The sequence below is a fragment of the Sphingobacterium puteale genome (assembly GCF_003627955.1).
Classification (GTDB): domain Bacteria; phylum Bacteroidota; class Bacteroidia; order Sphingobacteriales; family Sphingobacteriaceae; genus Sphingobacterium; species Sphingobacterium puteale.
In genome coordinates, this window is the sequence record NZ_RBWS01000019.1 from 1 (window position 1) to 17,848 (window position 17,848).

Annotated in this window: 12 protein-coding genes and 1 pseudogene; 8 read left to right on the forward strand and 5 right to left on the reverse strand. The window is 38.6% G+C overall.

Features of this window, described 5'->3' with window-relative positions:
- The 6 genes and pseudogenes from D7322_RS28565 to D7322_RS21760 all read left to right on the forward strand — a co-directional run.
- Positions 1 to 345, forward strand: a pseudogene (locus D7322_RS28565) (hypothetical protein); the annotation flags it as partial.
- Positions 346 to 934: 589 nt separating this feature from the next.
- Positions 935 to 3,997, forward strand: a complete 3,063-nt coding sequence (locus D7322_RS21740; RefSeq protein ID WP_121126316.1) for a SusC/RagA family TonB-linked outer membrane protein — start codon at positions 935 to 937, stop codon at positions 3,995 to 3,997.
- 18 nt (positions 3,998 to 4,015) lie between these two features.
- Entirely contained in the window at positions 4,016 to 5,383 is a 1,368-nt protein-coding gene (locus D7322_RS21745; protein WP_121126317.1) for a SusD/RagB family nutrient-binding outer membrane lipoprotein, read from the forward strand.
- Positions 5,384 to 5,775: 392 nt separating this feature from the next.
- On the forward strand, positions 5,776 to 8,916 hold the full coding sequence (locus D7322_RS21750; RefSeq protein WP_121126318.1) for a SusC/RagA family TonB-linked outer membrane protein: 3,141 nt from the start codon (positions 5,776 to 5,778) through the stop codon (positions 8,914 to 8,916).
- Positions 8,917 to 8,926: 10 nt separating this feature from the next.
- Positions 8,927 to 10,330 carry a RagB/SusD family nutrient uptake outer membrane protein gene (locus D7322_RS21755; RefSeq protein ID WP_121126319.1) on the forward strand — a complete coding sequence of 468 codons (1,404 nt, stop codon included), beginning with the start codon at positions 8,927 to 8,929 and terminating at the stop codon, positions 10,328 to 10,330.
- 342 nt (positions 10,331 to 10,672) lie between these two features.
- Positions 10,673 to 11,908: a porin gene (locus D7322_RS21760; protein WP_121126320.1), complete on the forward strand. Its 1,236-nt coding sequence runs from the start codon at positions 10,673 to 10,675 to the stop codon at positions 11,906 to 11,908.
- A gap of 113 nt (positions 11,909 to 12,021) precedes the next feature.
- Here the strand turns inward: D7322_RS21760 and D7322_RS21765 are convergent, their stop codons facing one another.
- The 5 genes from D7322_RS21765 to D7322_RS21785 all read right to left on the reverse strand — a co-directional run bounded on the left by D7322_RS21765 (position 12,022) and on the right by D7322_RS21785 (position 15,718).
- Positions 12,022 to 12,591, reverse strand: a complete 570-nt coding sequence (locus tag D7322_RS21765; protein WP_121126321.1) for a Crp/Fnr family transcriptional regulator — start codon at positions 12,589 to 12,591, stop codon at positions 12,022 to 12,024.
- Between the two features lie 10 nt (positions 12,592 to 12,601).
- The gene (locus tag D7322_RS21770) at positions 12,602 to 13,876 is read right to left on the reverse strand and encodes an adenylosuccinate synthase (protein ID WP_121126322.1); all 1,275 of its coding nucleotides are present in this window, start codon (positions 13,874 to 13,876) and stop codon (positions 12,602 to 12,604) included.
- Between the two features lie 127 nt (positions 13,877 to 14,003).
- Positions 14,004 to 14,585 (reverse strand): NAD(P)H-dependent oxidoreductase, encoded by a 582-nt coding sequence (locus D7322_RS21775; protein WP_245971412.1) that lies wholly within the window; start codon positions 14,583 to 14,585, stop codon positions 14,004 to 14,006.
- 59 nt (positions 14,586 to 14,644) lie between these two features.
- Complete coding sequence (locus D7322_RS21780) at positions 14,645 to 15,211, reverse strand: Crp/Fnr family transcriptional regulator (RefSeq protein ID WP_121126324.1); 567 nt, start codon at positions 15,209 to 15,211, stop codon at positions 14,645 to 14,647.
- A gap of 39 nt (positions 15,212 to 15,250) precedes the next feature.
- Positions 15,251 to 15,718 carry a DinB family protein gene (locus tag D7322_RS21785; RefSeq protein ID WP_121126325.1) on the reverse strand — a complete coding sequence of 156 codons (468 nt, stop codon included), beginning with the start codon at positions 15,716 to 15,718 and terminating at the stop codon, positions 15,251 to 15,253.
- Positions 15,719 to 15,852: 134 nt separating this feature from the next.
- Between D7322_RS21785 and D7322_RS21790 the strand changes: the two genes are divergently transcribed.
- Together D7322_RS21790 and D7322_RS21795 are read left to right on the forward strand one after the other, a co-directional pair.
- Positions 15,853 to 16,473, forward strand: coding sequence for an RNA polymerase sigma factor (locus tag D7322_RS21790; protein ID WP_121126326.1), 621 nt, complete (start codon positions 15,853 to 15,855; stop codon positions 16,471 to 16,473).
- Positions 16,474 to 16,533: 60 nt separating this feature from the next.
- Positions 16,534 to 17,736, forward strand: a complete 1,203-nt coding sequence (locus tag D7322_RS21795; RefSeq protein ID WP_121126327.1) for a FecR family protein — start codon at positions 16,534 to 16,536, stop codon at positions 17,734 to 17,736.
- The last annotated feature ends 112 nt before the right edge of the window (positions 17,737 to 17,848 follow it).

Sequence of the window (17,848 nt, forward strand, 5' to 3'; positions counted from 1 at the left end):
CCTCCGCGTGATACGATGAGCTATGTGGCAAATCAGGATTTCAAAGAAGCCAAGATGTGGACCCGAAAAATCCGGATTTATAGAAACATGCCTTTGTGGGCCTTTGTAGATGAAATGAGCCGCTGGGAAGGGTTTACGATTAAAAGATGGGAATGTATTCCAAAGGACAAGCACATTTCGGCAGCGATCTGTTATCAGAGCGGCAAGGAAGAAGTATACAGTGCTATCCGCCAGGCAGGTGTGCTGCTGCATGAAGAGAAAGGGATGATCAGCTTCTGTCCTGAGGATAAACGTGATAGGGTTGCAATGCGATTATTAGTTGAAAAAGATAGAAAATTAAAATAAGAAATGGATTATTGTGGGATTGGGTAGTCTAGCTTCGGCTGATAGAGCCCTTTGATGGGGATAAATTAAGACCAAGTTATTAACAAGTTCGCCCTTTAAGCGGTTCGAGTGTACAGTAAGTCCGCCTTGCGTCCACTTTCTAAGGTGCTTTCAATGTACCTGTATGTTTTTTACAAGTCGGGAAGAGGGCGAACTTGGGGCGAACTTGTCCATAAGTTATTTACAAGAAAGCCTCTTAAAAATTGCAAGATTTACAATTGTCCTTACTTGAATACATAATTTACTGTGGTACCTTTTAGTATGTTGATGAACTAATTATTGTAAGGTCATGTTACGATTTTTTGTATTTTTAAAGAAAATAATAAACTCATTTATAGTGTTTTAATTGTTTTTTTTACAAAGTTTCATCTTTAAAACTATGCATGCATTGCAAAAGATAAAAAATGTTATAAATTTGCCTTTAACATTTTTTAACAGAATAAAATTTTGTTAAAAATACATTACTAACTAACAACTTATTTAAGCGGTAAATGGCCCGTGCTATCCGGCTTGCTAAGATTATAAACACATTTTTATAAACATAAATTATATGAAACAGACATTACTCAGCTTTTTTGTGGGTAGTATGATCTTGACTTCTGTTGCGTTTGCGCAAGAAAAGAAAGTCAGTGGTCGTGTTACAGGTGCCGATGGCAAACCATTGGTCGGAGTAACTATTGCCGTACAAGGATCAAATGTAGCGACTTCCACAGATGCGAACGGAAACTATACACTGACGGTACCAACCGGTAAAGTCATTGTTTTTCGCTCTGTAGGTTTTGCAGATAAAACATTGATCGTAAAAGAAGGCCAAACATCTTTTAACATGGTGTTGGACAATAAAGATAATGCATTAGAAGAGGTTGTAGTAACTGCATTGGGAATTTCTAAAAGTTCTCGAGGCATCGGTTACTCCACATCTAAAGTAAGTGGGGATGACTTGGTGAAGTCTGGTGAAGCGAATATTATTCAGGGGCTAGCGGCAAAAGCCTCTGGTGTCCAGATTACTTCATCAGCAGGTACCCCTGGAGCTTCTTCAAAAATAGTTTTACGCGGAGCGGCGTCATTCACGGGAGATAACCAACCACTTATCGTCGTGGATGGGGTTCCTATTGACAATGGCTTGAACAATACAAAGGCCGGTGATGATCCCTATAACCAAAGTCTTTCGGGAGTACAGGTTGCGAATAGGGCACTGGATATCAATCCAGATGATATCGAAACGGTAACCATATTAAAAGGCCCTGCGGCGGCAGCCCTATATGGTCAGGCAGCAGGTAATGGTGCCGTTATTTATACCACAAAAAAAGGTAAACTGGGTTCTGGTCTTGGTATTACTTTCTCCTCGAGCTACGAAATGCAAAAGGTCAATAAATTGCCTGAATTTCAAAAGAAATATGGACAGGGAAGTGGTGGAACCTATACCGACCGTACAGCGGATAGCTGGGGGGAGAATTTGATTGCGGCGGGAAAACCTATTTATAACAATGTGGAAGATTTTTTCAAAAACGGAAACGTTTTCAATAATAATTTAGCAATTACTTCAGGTGGTGAAAAAACCACAATGCGCTTCTCTGTAGGATCGACAAATAATACGGGTATCATACCTCACACAAGCTATAATCGTTATACTTCCAGATTAAACGCTGAATCTAAATTAAATGATCGAATTACTGTAGGTGGAAATTTTAGCTTCACAACAGCCAATACACGCGCTGCACAAAACGGTAGTAATATTGCAGGGGTCATGCTCGCTCTCTTGCGCTCCCCTGTAGATTTTAATTTGAAAGATTATAAAGATGAGTTGGGTGTACAGAAAACATATTTTGCGAGTTACGATAATCCCTATTTTTCTACCGAACGTAACCCCTATAAAGAAGAGAATAATCGTTTTCTTGGAAATGTTTATGCGGACATTAAATTAAATGATGTTTTTTCTGTCTCATGGAAAACTGGATTAGACAGTTATGCAACGAATGGCAACCAGATTTATACAATTGGTTCTAATGGTGATGATGATTCAGCTGGATGGGGTGAAATCAAGCGAACAAATGTTAATTATCGCAATATCTATACCGATCTATTGTTGAAATTTAATAAGAAGATTTCAGAGGATTTCTCAGTATCAGGTTTGTTAGGTGGAAACTTTAACTATGTTCAAAGTATCGCTAATTTCGCAAGAGGGAAAAACTTACTTATTCCAGATTATTACAATTTAAATAATGCTAGAACCCTTTATGCCAGTAATTCTGAAGAATACAGAAATAGCAAAGCGATTTTTCTAGATGCTACTTTTGATTATAGAAACATTTTATTTTTGACGTTGACAGGTCGGAATGAATGGTCTACCACCTTTGGCCGGAATGCAAAAGGATTCTTTTACCCGAAAGCTGATATCTCTTATGTTTTCTCAGATTTATTTAAAGATTCTGAGATTGTCAACTTTGGTAAGGTTCGTTTAGCCTACTCAAATGTGGGTATATCGCCTAAACCCTATTCTGACAGAACGTATTTTACATCGCCGCTTATTGCTGATGGTATGACAAATGGTTATTCCTTTCCATATCAAGGACAATTAGGTTTCGCTATTTCAAATGAATTTATCGCAGAAAATTTGAAACCCGAAAGAAATGTCGGTTATGAGGCAGGTTTGGAAATGAAATTCCTGAATAATCGTCTCGGCTTTGATTTTACTTATTATCAACAACGGGCGTCTAATCTTTTGATTTCTATGCCCGTAGATCCGACAAGCGGATTTGCATACTACTATAATAATTTTGGTAAAATGAAAAATAGTGGTATCGAACTGACTTTAAACGGCCATGTTGTTAAATCTGAAAATTTTAACTGGAATGCTACTTTAAACTGGTCCAAAAATTCCAATGAGGTAACAGAGTTAGCTCCTGGAGTAGATAAGCTGTCTATTGGTGATGCTTTTTCTTCACCGCAATCTTTTGCAATCGTAGGACAGCCATTTGGTGTGATCTATGCGCAAAAATTTCAACGAAATGCACAGGGGCAGGTATTAATAGATCCCAATAGTGGCCTTCCTATGTATGAATCTGATTTGGGTAACGTTGGAAGTACTATACCGAAATGGTTAATGAATATTAACAATGAGTTTTCTTATAAAAATTGGTCATTCTCATTCCTATGGGATTTTAGAAAAGGTGGAAAATTATGGGGTGGCACAAACGCTGTATTGATTAATCGAGGTAAGGCGGCTATAACTGAAGATCGTGAACGAAAATACGTGATAGATGGAGTCTACGGTAGCGGTTCAAACGAGGGACAGAAAAATACAACGGAACTAACAGCATTTAATTATTTTAAAAATTACTTAGGAAATTCATCTTCGGAAGTATCCATTCAAGATGGTACATGGGCAAGATTGCGCTCGATTGATCTTAATTATCGCTTTAATAAAGTTTCCAAAGCAATCCAGTATATACAAGTGGGGGTCAATCTCAGAAATCCGATCTTAATTACAAAATATAAAGGGATTGATCCCGAAACGAGTTTGACCGGTTCCGATCAAAATTTTGCGGGGTATGATTTCTTTAATAACCCGGGAACAAAGTCTTATTCGATTAATTTTAGAGTTGGTTTTTAATTAAACAATATTCATAACATGAAAAATAAAGTGAAATTATTATATGCCTTATGTTTTACAGCTATTGTTGGTTGTAAGACAGGTGACGATTTATATATAAGTCCCAATAATCCTTTAGAAGGAAACTTACCTTCGTTGTTAACCGCTTCAGAGGTAAATACATTTCAGAATGTGGAAGGAGATTTGTCCAGGATGAGCAGCATTATGGTGCAGCATTCGGCAGGCTTAAATGCGCAATATGCTGATGTTCAGAATTATCGGATCACTCAAGGCGACTTTGATAATGTTTGGATCGGATTATACGCGAATACCATGTACAATCTGAAATTGATGATTGACAAAGCAAATATTGCTGAAACAAAAAGTCCACATTATAGTGGAATGGGCAAGGTTTTAATGGCGCTTAACCTTAGTTTTGCTACAGACCTTTGGGGCGATGTACCTTATTCAGAAGCTTTTCAATGGACAAGTGGTAACAAAACCCCGAAATTGGATACACAACAGGATATTTACAAAGCGATTGATAATCTTTTAGGGGAGGCAATTGCAGATCTTAGCGTATCCAAAGATAAAAACTATTATTTGCCTGAAAATGAAGATTTAATATTTAAAGGAGATAACGCAAAATGGATTAAAGCTGCTTATACGTTGAGAGCACGTTTTCTTAACCGTACTTCCAGCAAGGTTTCAGGGACAGAAACTAAAGTATTGGAGTATCTAGCGAAAGGAATTTCTTCTAACGCGGAAAATATGTTAGCACCACATGACCAAAACAGTCAAAATCAATGGGGAGCTTTCGAGGATTCAAGAGGAGGGTATTTAGGTTCAAATAAGTTATTTGTGGATCGCTTGGTTGCAAAAAAGGATCCGAGATTAACTTATTTCTTGTCTCCAAATTCTGAAGATAAATTTATCGGTGGTAATATAATGGATGAAAATATTAATCCGGATATCAGTATTATTGGATCTTTTTTTGCTGGAGATCACAATTTTCCAATTGTTACCTACTATGAAGCTAAATTTATAGAGGCCGAAGTAAAACAACGGCAGGGAGGAAATGCGGCTACACTATTAAATGAGGCCATTAAGGCGAACGTAGCTTATGTGACAGATGGAGCAGAATCTGCTGATGCCGTCGCAAATTATACAACCGCTACTAAGACAGATATCTTAACGGAGAAATGGGTTGCCCTCTATAATCAGGGAATTGAACCATATAATGATTATAGACGAACTGGAATTCCAGCATTAACACCAAGACCACAAAGTGTTGGAGCAACATTGTCAATTATTCCAAAGCGTTATCCGTTTCCACAAACAACTACACTATATAATCCAAATGCGAAAAACATTCCGATGGATGTTGCGGTTTGGTGGGGGATGTAAGAGTTAGAATTATTACCTCTATAAAAGCTCTTAAGGGCTGTATCAAAAAATGATACAGCCCTTTTATATTTGTGCTTTATTATATTTCAATGAATTGAGTATATTTTCTTTACAATTATTTTCTTTTTTAAAGAATTTTAAAGAAAATAATTTGCTGATTATTAGATGTTTGTTATTTTTTCTTTAGCTTAATGTTATCACAAAATTATGCATGCATTGCAAATGTTAAAAAAAGTTATAATTTTGTATTTAACATTTTTTAACAAGCGGGCTCCGCCACTTGGGGAAGATGGCAACTAACTAGCATATATGAATTATGGAAAGTTTTAATAAATACTAGCCAGATTATTTTATAAAAAAATAAACATACTTATTTAAATAAACGTAAACATATGAAACACAAATTACTCAGTTTTTTCGTGGGTAGTATGATCCTAACTTCTGTCGCGTTTGCTCAGGAGAAGAAAGTAAGTGGTCGTGTTACTGGAGCTGATGGTAAACCATTAGCGGGTGTGACGATTGCTGTTCAAGGATCAAATGTAGCTACCCAAACAGATGCGAATGGTAATTATTCATTATCTGTGCCAACAGGAAAAGTCATTGTATTTCGTTCAGTTGGATTCGCAGACAAAACTTTAATTGTAAAAGAAGGACAGTCTGCTTTTAATGTGACTTTAGACGATTCTAATAGAGAATTGGAAGAGGTTGTGATCACCGGTTATGGACAACGGCAGATAAAAGATTTGACAGGTTCACAAGGTACTATAAAAGGCGATAAAATTGCAGCAGAACCAACATTAAGTTTTGAACAAGCAATGTCTGGAAAAATGGCCGGTGTGCAAATTGGTTCAACAGGAGGTACATTGGGAGATGGAATGTCTGTTAGAATTCGAGGTGTTAATTCAATTTCATCAAGCTCGCTTCCTTTATATGTAATCGATGGTGTTCCAATGAACGCTGTTGAAAATGTGAATACATTTAATAGCGGTGACGGGACTCGTTTTAATCCAATGGCCTTAATTAACAGTAATGATATTGAGTCCATAGAAGTTTTAAAAGATGCGGCTGCTGCGGTTCTTTATGGATCTCGAGCTGCTAATGGAGTTTCAAATATTAGTTTTGAATCCAAGATTACCTCAAGTAGGCCTTCGAAGTTAATAGATCTGTTGGATGGAGATCAGTTTATAGAAATCAGTAATGAAAAGGCAAAAAATGCGGCACCGCGCTATAAGGGTGTTGTAAACGTTATAGCGAAAGAAAGTGATATTGATGGAGACGGTGTAAATGATCGAACAAATTGGTTAGACGAAGTTTATAGAACTGGTATTGGCTATGATAATTCTGTCTCGATATCTTCTGGAAATGATAAAGGAAATTTCTATGGGTCTGCTCGATATTTGAATCAAAAAGGCATCATTTATAAAAACGAGTTGAAATCAGGTCAAGTTAGGTTAAATGGTGATATTAAACCGACCAAATGGTTGAAGAGTGGGATTTCACTATCGTATTCTAAAACTGTGAATGATGGGGTTTTAACAGATCGATATATTGCGGGGGCAACCGTTGCAGCATTAAATGCATTTCCAAATGTTGCGATTAGAAACCCAAACAATATCATTGGGTACAATCTGAGTGGATCTGGATACTTGGGGTTTGGAAAGAATCTAAATCAAATAAACAATTCAAGTGTCACAGGAGGAAATATAGCGAATCCAATTGCTACGTTGGACAAGCAATTAAATCAGAACACTCCAGAGCAGATATTGGCTAATGGTTATATCGAAGTTCAACCGGTCCAGGGTCTACGAGTGACGAGTAAGTTTGGTATAGATTATTTGAATAACTATGAACATCAATACAGCCACCCTAACATTGGTGGACTTGGAACAGCTTATTTAGGATTAATTCAGGATAATTTTAGAAATAGAAATCAATGGGTATGGCAAAATTATATCAATTATGATAAGACCTTTTATGAAGATCATCGATTGTCTGTAACATTAGGGACAGAATATCAGTTTACAAAAGAAAAGCAAGTTTATGCCGGAGCTAGTAATATTAGTGACGAATACTTTACCGATATTATTGACGGAACATTTACAAGCGTCGCTCCTGGTACAGATGATGTAATGGGTATGACTGGGGGAACGGTTTTCTCTAATGGTTTAGAGTCTTATTTCTCAAGGGTTGGGTATGGATTCAAAAATAAGTATTTAATTGATTTAGCCATACGTGCTGATGCATTTTCAGCATTTGGTAAGAACTCAAAATGGGGATACTTTCCATCTGCATCGTTGGGTTGGGTAGCATCAGAAGAGGATTTCTTGAAATCAGTTGATTGGATTTCCTATGCAAAATTGAGAGCGAGTTATGGTAAAGTTGGTAATTCTAGGGGGATTGGATCCTATGCTTCAAGAGATTTATACCAAGGTGGATCCTATGCTAGCTTAAACGGCTACTCTGCTTACCAAGTTGGAACTCCAGATTTAAAATGGGAAACTTCAGAAAAGCTGGATATTGGTATTGACTTTAATATAATGAATAATCGATATAATTTTGTAATCGATTATTTTAACAACAATATTTCTGGCCTAATTTTACAAGCAAAACCATTGTATACTACAGGGGTACCTTCATCTGAAGTAAGTGAAGCAGGCTCGATATTCATGAATATTGGTTCAATGGTCAATAAAGGGGTCGAGTTCACTTTTAATATGAAAACCATCGAAAAAGAGAATTTCACTTGGAATACTTCATTTAATTTTACAGCGATTAGCAATAAAGTTAAAGATTTGATCACTGAAGGTGTAGATATTATTGAAGGTAATTCTGTTGCAAGCGTTGGTAGGTCTTTAGGTACCTATAAATTAAGACGTTGGGCTGGAGTTGATGAACAGACTGGAAATCCAACTTGGTATACAGCTGATGGAGCAGTAAAGATGTATAATCCAGATACTCAGTCTTGGACGCAAGATGGGAAAGCAACAACCGCAATGACAGGGGCTGATGCTGTTTACACAGACAAATCAGGTTTACCTAAGTATTATGGAGGTATCGACAATAATTTTACATATAAGAATTTTGATTTTGGTGTTTCTATGGTTTATACTGGTGGATTTTATATCTACAATTCTACCAGAGCTGCATTACTTTCAAATTTCTTTGTAAACAATAGTACGGAAATTTTGGATAGGTGGACTACCCCTGGACAGAAAACAGACGTTGCGAGAGTGGTGTTGACTGATAATCAGGCGAACTCTGCCTCTGATAAATTTTTAGAAAAAGGCGACTTTTTGAGGGTAAGAACAATTAGTTTGGGTTATAATTTCGGTGGAGCAACTTTATCACGTATCGGAATTAGTAGATTAAGGCTATTCGCTCAGGTTTATAATCCTTTTATTATAACAGGCTATAAGGGTCAAGATCCAGAAGTTAATTCTAATAGAAATAATTCAAATATTGCTATTGGTGTTGATAGTAGAGCTGTTCCGCAACCAAGAACGTATACATTTGGATTAAATGTTTCACTTTAAAATCTGAGTTATGTTAAAATTTAAATATATTTTGATGGGATCAATAGCATTTGGGTCCTTGTTTGTTTCGTGTGAGAAACAATTATTTGAAAGTCCTTATGCACAGTTGGATCCTGCAGAGGCTTTTGCTTCTGCAGATAGAATCGCCAAAACGGCAATTGGAATGTATGATGCATTGCAAAATAGAGAGTTTTTGGGTGGAAGAGTGTTGATATATTCTGATATAAGAGGTATTGACTGCGGAGTCCCTTCCAATTTTGGAAATATTCCTAATTTCTCGTTATTGCGATCTGATGATCTAATAGTTGAAGACGCATTCATTGGTGGGTATAGAACGATTAACGAAGCAAATTTATTTCTAAAAAATATTGCAATCTATTCAGGTATAGCTTCGCCAGAAGACGAGGCGAAATATAAAGCCGAAGCAAAATTTATTCGTGCATTAAGTTACTTTTACTTGATAAACCTTTGGGCTCAGCCTTATAAATTTACTGCTGATGGCTCGCATTTAGGTGTGCCGTTGGTTCTAGCAGTTTCTGATAAACCCTTTGATCCTTCGAACAGAATCCCTCGTAATACGGTTAAAGAAGTTTATGACCAAATTATTAAAGATTTAGAAGAGGCATATCCTTCATTGCCAGAAGCTACTAATACTAGAAGCATTTCGGATGTAGGGCGGGCTACAAAGGGTGCTGTTGATGCTTTGTTAGCTAGAGTTTATTTATATAAACAGGATTATACTAAAGCATTGGAGTTTGCTAACAAGGTAATTTCTTCTAGTAAATACTCTTTGGAAGTGTCTCCAAAAGACATTTTTACTAAATATACAACTCCGGAAAGTATTTTCTCCGTTGCGCATAATGGTTCGGATAATCCGAATACAAATCATGCTTTAGGACAACATTATTCTCCTGGATTAAGAGGGGATATTCAAGCAAGTCCTGATTTTGTTAATCTAATGACTACTAATGATTTAAGAAGGAAAGATCTAATTGTAGATGAAGATGGCGCTTTCTGGAATGGAAAGTTTACCACAATAGGAGACTGGGCTCCTGTGATGAGATATAGTGAAGTATTGTTGACAAAAGCAGAAGCTTTGGCAAATCTTGCTTCAGGAACTTCTGTTAGTGCAGAGGCGCTTACTATAGTAAATCAAGTACGACATAGATCTGATGCTTCAACTTCTATAGTTGCTTCCGCCAAAAGTGAGTTGATTTCAAAAATTTTACAAGAAAGAAGAATCGAATTAGCTTTTGAAGGACATGGAACATTTGAATTCCTAAGAACAGGGAGAGATATTCCTGCTCATGGAACTGCCAAAGAACAGAAATGGGGCGCAACTACTGTCGTATTACCATTTCCGCAAGCTGAGGTTCAACAGAATCCTAATCTTGTTCAAAATCCTGGATACTAATATTCCTTTGTTTTGTAATAATAATTGCCATCCCTTATCAAAAGGGATGGCAATTATGTTTTGTGGCTATTTAATCTTGATGTATTATTACCAAATCATTAATTTTATGTGTACAAATTAATAGTCTAACAATTTATTAATACTAACTTAACATTGAGAATCTATTTTTACGGCATTGAAATAAGAGGACTTATAATATTTAATCAGAACCTGTAATCCTCTTAAGATTCATTCATTATATTAGAGATTATTATAATACCAATGAACCATCTGGACATAAGATCTGTTTATAGACATGTTCGCAAGTTCTGATGATATCCATTGCTACAAAAAAGTTATTCAATGAAAAAAGCACTTTTACTCGCAACTCTGATCGGTCCGGCAGTAGCCATGGCGCAAAATAACAATGCGCCCTCAAGTTATGATCCACACGATATCAAAATCACAGGGTACCTTCAGACACAGTTTCAAAAGGCGCAATCTCCAGGAATAACTTCGTTCTCCGGTGGTGATTTTTCCAAGAACTCGGACAATCGTTTTATGATCCGACGTGGCCGCCTTAAGATCGACCGGGTGGATACCTATTCAAGTATTGTATTCCAACTCGATGCGACTCAGGACGGCGTGCAGTTAATGGATGCTTTTATCCAATTGAGACATCCTGATCAGAAAGGCTTAAGTCTTACAGCCGGTCTCTTCAACAGACCCTTTGGTTATTCCATCGTTTACTCCTCAGGTTATCGTGATTTCCCGGAAAGAGCACGTGTTTTTCAAACTTTAATGCCACGGGAGCGTGATCTTGGCGGGATGGTCAGCTATCACCCTGGGGGTAAAGTGAAATTCTTGAATTTAGACCTCGCCCTGGTAAATGGAAGTGGACACTCAGCAAAAGACTATGATTCCAAAAAAGATCTGATCGGAAACTTAGCTTTTAAATTCGATAGTCTTGCCGATGAGAGATTGCACCTTGGTTTTGGGGGCTCTTTCTATAAAGGATCTGTCCGTAACGACACAAAGACTTATTATACCTCTAATGGAGCCGGTTATATTGCGCATACCAGCGATGAGAATGAAGGCAAAGGAATTGGCAGAAATTACTATGGGGCAAACTTACAGATTGAACTGGACAACAGCTTTGGAAAATCCAGCTTCAAAACAGAATATGTCGCTGGCGACCAGCCCGGTGTCGCAGGAGGGGCGGATATCAAAGGCCCGTATGCCAGCAGAAGTTTTACGACACAGCCGACAACGGATTTGTACCAACGGAAATTTAACGGTTATTACCTTTGGTTTACGCAGGAAATCGCAAAAACAGGTGTGACAGCTTTGTTAGCTTACGATGTGTATGATCCCAATACAAAGGCAAGCGGAATGACCATCGGAATGCCTGATAATTTTACGGCCGATGGAGATGTAAAATTCAGTACATTGGGTTACGGTGTTGCTTATCAGATCAGCAATCGTCTGAAACTTACCGTCTATAACGAGCATGTAACCAATGAGGCGACTAGTTTGCCGAATTTTTCTGATGATCTCAAAGACAACGTTTTTACAACGCGCTTGCTATACAGATGGTAGATTAAATGAGGTAATAACTGACATTTCATATCGCAAAACCACAGTTTGATGTATGGTTCCGTGACAGCCCGCCGGCTTCACGGCGGATGTTGGCCCGCTATGAATAGTATCCTTTATACGATATTTTTTCGGATGCGGCTTAAGGATGAAGCGGTAATGCCCAGATAGGAAGCCAGCATCGCTAAAGGCACTCGGTTTGCCAGCCCGGGATAGAGCTTTAGAAACAGCAGATAGCGCTCTCTGGCGTCGAGATTCATCATCGTATTTGCTGTTTTTAACTTGCTTTCAATGACAAAACCGTACAGCTTAGCCATCAGTAAGGGCCAGATTTTGATCTCTTTTTCCAACAGCAGAAAATTATGGATATCAAGGCTCCATAGCTGTGCATCTGTTATGGATTCGATATAATCGTTGGACGGAGTACGGTCCAGAAAACTTTGAAAATCGCCGATAAATCGGCCTTCGTAGATAAAGTATCTTGTAAAATCGTCGCCTTTATTATTGTAATAAAGGGAACGAAATACACCGCTTTCTACAAAAGCTATACTATTGGTAACCTTTCCACAGGCGACAAAATAGGTCGCTTTTGGAGTAGTCTTCTTCTCAAAGGCCTGCCTGATCAGGCCTTCCTCCCGCTTATCAAGTTGACCAAATTTTCGGATATAGGCTAAAAGCTGCTCCATAATACGTGCATTAATTACCTAAGATAATCATTTCTTCCCGTTGCGGTCCAGTGGATAGATATTTTACGGAGATCTTTAACTCCTCTTCCAAAAAGGAGATAAATAGTTTCAGTTCTTTCGGAACTTGTGCCTGCTGGTTGATTTTATTCAGGGGTGTATCCCACCCGTCAAAAAATTTCCAGACTGGCCGCGCAGCATCGTCCACAAAAGATGGAGCGGCTAAGGTTTTTGTGTTGCCATTTATCTCATAGGCTGTGCAAATCGGTACTTCGGACATGCCGTTTAAAATGTCAGCCTTTGTCAGGACAAGATCGGTCACGCCGTTTAACATGACCGCATATTTTAATGCAGGAAGGTCTAGCCAGCCCACCCTCCGGGGTCGTTTGGTGTTGGATCCAAATTCGCCTCCTTTTTCACGTAGTTCATCAGCAAGGGGGCCTGTTAGCTCTGTTGGAAATAGACCGTTTCCCACACGTGTGCAATAGGCCTTGGTAACTCCATAGATCTTATCAACTAGTCTGGGCGACACACCCAAACCTACACATGCTGCGGAGGCAATGGTATTTGAGGAGGTGACATAGGGGTAGCTACCATGATCAATGTCCAATAAAGTGGCCTGAGCACCTTCAGCCAATACTTTTTTATTGTTGCTGAGTGCTTCATTGATGATAATTTCGGTATCCGTAATCTGTAGCTTTTTTAAAAAATTACATGCGTTCAGAAAATTATCAAATAATTCTTGTACTGCCGGAATATCCTGCCCCAGAGCTTGCAGCTCAAGGTGCTGCTTTTTTAGGATCTGGAACACGTCTGCTTCGAAATTGTTGGAGAGTATATCACCAACACGTACATTGTGTCGGAGTATTTTATTGGAATAGGTGGGGGCAATGCCATTTTTTGTTGTTCCGATAGTACGGTATTGTGGGGATTCTTCGAAATACATATCCCAGTACCTGTAGGTAGGTAATACAAGATGGGCCTTTGCTGATAGGATAATCCGATGGATTAAATCGGCATCAGACAGATCGGCTTGAAGCTGTTCCACTTCCGCCCGAAGTGCCAAAGCATCGATGACCACACCGGTACCGATGATATTTTTGATATGGGGATAAAAGATTCCTGAGGGCAGCAGTTTGAGTGTGACACGTTTGCCTTTATGGTAAATGCTATGCCCCGCGTTTGCCCCACCATTAAACCGGGCGATAATGTCATAATCACGGCTGATCAGATCAATGATTTTTCCTTTTCCTTCATCTCCCCACTGGAGTCCAATTAAAATATCCATATTGCTTGTTGTATTGAATTGATGGAACAAAACTAGGGCATAGCGCGAAAGGGACAATTGCCATTTGGCAAAAAGACAAATGAGGGCATTTACTCTTTGAAAAATTTGCCGGAGAAACAAAGCGGGTTTAAGCTTGTCTTTGTCCGAGCTGTTTGATTTTTTGCAGCCATTTATCCCGCTTTGTCGCATCGGAAGTCTTTATAATTCCGAGGTATGTCACTTTTACAGGCGATATACCGCAAAATAGCAAGGTTGATCTTTTGAGTTGATTGACACTCGGCCTGACATAGATAAGGGCATAATACCAACCGGGTTGATCTAATGTGGTGATAATCCGCGCAGATTTTCCTTTGAGTAATTTGTCCCAAAAAAGAGAGTTTTCACGGTATTGGAACGCAAAACCGGGCAAAAAGAGCCTATCGATAAAACCTTTCATGATAGCCGGAAGACCGCCCCACCAAACGGGATGTACCCAAACTAAATGATCTGCCCATTGGATATCTTCCCAGGCTTTCAGGAGGTCGGGTTCGAGCGCTGTTCGCTTCTGGTACCCAAACTGAAGATTGGGATTAAAATTCAGATCAGCAATATTAATCGAACGGACTTCTGCTCCAGCTTCTTCAGCGCCTTTTTTGTATGCTGCCGCAATACCAAAGTTGAAGGATTCCCTATTGGGGTGACCGTTGATGACAAGTATTTTCTTCATCATGTTATTCTTCTGATAACACAAAAGTAGAGGTACTGGTCCTTGAATTATAGGACAAATGTCTAAAAAGTGATTTCGCTTCGGATTCGGCTTAAATGCCGTTGTGTAATGCCCAGATAAGAGGCTAAATATTGTAGCGGTATTTGTTGGACAAATTCGGGTTGATCTCGAAGTAAGACCGTATAGCGTTGCAAAGCTGTTTCTTTCTGTAATTGAAAGATGCGTTTTTCAAGTTCCAGATATTGTTGCTCAGCGATCATTTTGAGGTACTTTGTCCAAACTAGACTTTCATCAGCAAGTTTGTCAATAGCGCTCTTTTTGATGACCCATAATTCGGCGGGAGAGAGGGCCTGCATGGTTTCAACACTTGGTCCTCCGGTGATAAAAGAAGAGTAGGCCGCGATTAGGCTGTTGGGAAATCGGAAACAATAGGTGACATCTTCTGCGCTTGAGGTACTGTAATACGAACGAAAGACTCCGGATGCAATGAACGCGACCTCATTACAGGGTTGATTTTCTTTGACAAAAAAATCGTTCTTGTTCAGTCTTTTATATTCAAAAAGCTGAACAATCTGGTCAATTTCTTCCGGATTGAAGAGGCCTAATGACTGAAAATAAGCTGCTATCATAAGTGCCAAAATTAGCTAAATTTCCTTCGATAATGCGATTTATTGGCTGATCATTTTCTTTATCAGGACAATTTGTCCCAAATGATAATAACTGTGTTCAATCACACCCTCAATATTCCTGAGATAGGATCCATATTTTTCCTCAAAGAAAGGCTGGTCAAAAATTTCTGCATCAAGTTGTTCGACTTTATCGGCAAAAAGCGCTGCATTTGTCAAAAAATCAGACCGAAGTTTATCCCAATCGTTCTTTTCAGTTATTTCAGGCAGGTCGAAACTGTATTTGTCACTGATTTCCAGTTTTCCTGTTTCAAGCGCCGCAAGCAGTCCCCTTAAATAGTAATTGATATGATAAGTAAGGGCCGCAATTGTATTTAAATCCTTGATCTTGAAGATCGCCTGTTGCCAACTGATATCCGACAGTTGTTCCTGATAATTGGTATTTGCAATCCAATGACCGCTTAATAAAACTTCTCTAAGTCTGTTTGCAATGAAGGAATTTCTATCCATGACTTATTATGTGGTTTATTGATTAGTTTCTTCCTTCGCTAATTTACATACAATTTCCTTATTCTTCATCTTGGGTTAATCTCTTGTTAATAAGACTTTTGTTCTTTTGTTCAATTCATTGTTACCAGGAGATCATGTTTGCACTAACCGGAAAAGATTTAAAGAATGTTTGGGACCAATTTGTGGAAGATGAATGTGAGGAGTCATTTTATACCTTATATAAACACTATTACCATTATCTTTCCTATTTGGGGCTGAAGAAAAAAATGTCGATGCAGCGCATTCAGGACACTATCAATGATGTGTTCTTACAACTGTGGGAGAAAAAAACAGGCAATCGACAAATACGGAATTACCACAATTATATCATCACCGTATTCTTTCGAAAGCTCTTTCGGAAAGAAACACTTCAACTAACAGATCTGGACTTTACCGAAGAACCACATGATCCGGCTGTCCATCAGTCTGTCGAAGAACAATATATTCGTACAGTAACAACAAACACTGTTGCGCAATTGGTGCAAGAGCACCTGGAACAGCTGGGGGCAAAACAACGTCTGGTCATTTATCAGCGCTTTTTTCTGGACCTTTCCTATCAAGAGATTGCTGATGCGAATCAAGTTTCTATTCATACCATTTATAATACCATCTATAAATCGCTGGAAAAGATCAAAAATAATCTATCCAGTGAACAAGAAATCTTTCTTAAAGTGGCCGTAGGATTGCTTTCTTCATTTTTGTTGATTTTTTCTTAAAAATAAGTAGTGAAAAAATGATGTCCCTTGCTCTATTGGATAAATTACAATTAGAGCAGAATGGACGAACTTAATTTACAGGCTTTATTGCGAGATGAATCTTTTATCAACTATTGCAAGAGAACGGATAAAGAGGACATCGAGAAATGGGAAAAATGGCTGCAAAAATATCCGGAACATCAACAGTCCATTGGAGAATTAAAGACAACTATCCTGGCATTGGGCTATTATTCCGGTGAAGAATCCGTTCAGGCAAATTATTCCCGTTTGCAGCAACAGATAAAAAAGCGTTCTGACCAGCACCGTTTTAAGAAAATTGGCAAAACGGTCTGGTTTAAAATTGCAGCCGCCTTATTTGCTGTGGGGGCAATTTCACTGTTTTTATTCCGCCAACAAGTTCCTGAAGAAACAATGGCAACCGTCCAACAGGTCGGTTCTCCGGGAAAAGATGCTGCAGTGCTCACGTTAAAAGATGGTTCAGTAATTTCTTTGGCAGATATTCGCAAGGGAAGTGTTGTGGCGCTCCAGGGTGGCGTAGAGATACAAAAGAACAAAGACGGTGAATTGGTCTATCGGGCCGTTGAGCAAGATGTTGCAGCCACTGCTGCGGTCAATAAAATTACAACCAATCGGGGCAATCAATATCAGGTTATTCTACCCGATGGATCCAAAGCTTTTTTGAATGCAAATTCCACGCTAACCTATCCATTGAAGTTTGCTCAAAATGCCCGAACTGTGCGTATGACGGGAGAAATTTATTTTGAAATCTCAAAATTGGAAATAGGGACTGGAGCGAATAGAAAACGGATTCCTTTCTATGTGGAAACAGCAGAACAAAAAATCGAAGTACTCGGAACTCATTTCAATGTCAATGCTTATCCCGATGAACCTTATACCACGACAACGCTGTTGGAAGGCAGTGTGCGCGTCACTTCTTTAAAAAGGAATGAATCTGTTTTGTTAAAACCCGGACAAAGGTCATTGTTAAATGAGCGCTTGCGTATAGATGATACCGATAGCTCGCAGGATATTGCTTGGACACAGGGCGATTTTGTATTTAAAGGCGAAGAGTTGAGTAGTTTGTTGCGTAAGATTTCGAGGTGGTACAATGTGGATGTGGAGTGCCCCCAACGATTAGAAAAGCTCAGATTTGATGGTATGGTATCGCGTTCTCAGCCGTTATCCACCATCATTGATATGTTAGAAATCACTGGAAAAGTAAAAATAAAACTTAATGGAAGGAGGCTTATTGTGATAGATTGACCTATCTAATCATGCGATAAGCCAAATGAAAACAACCAAAGGTGCTGGTAACACCTTTGGTCAATGTGTTAAGCTTATCGATAACGTTGCGATTCAATAATCATCAAATAAT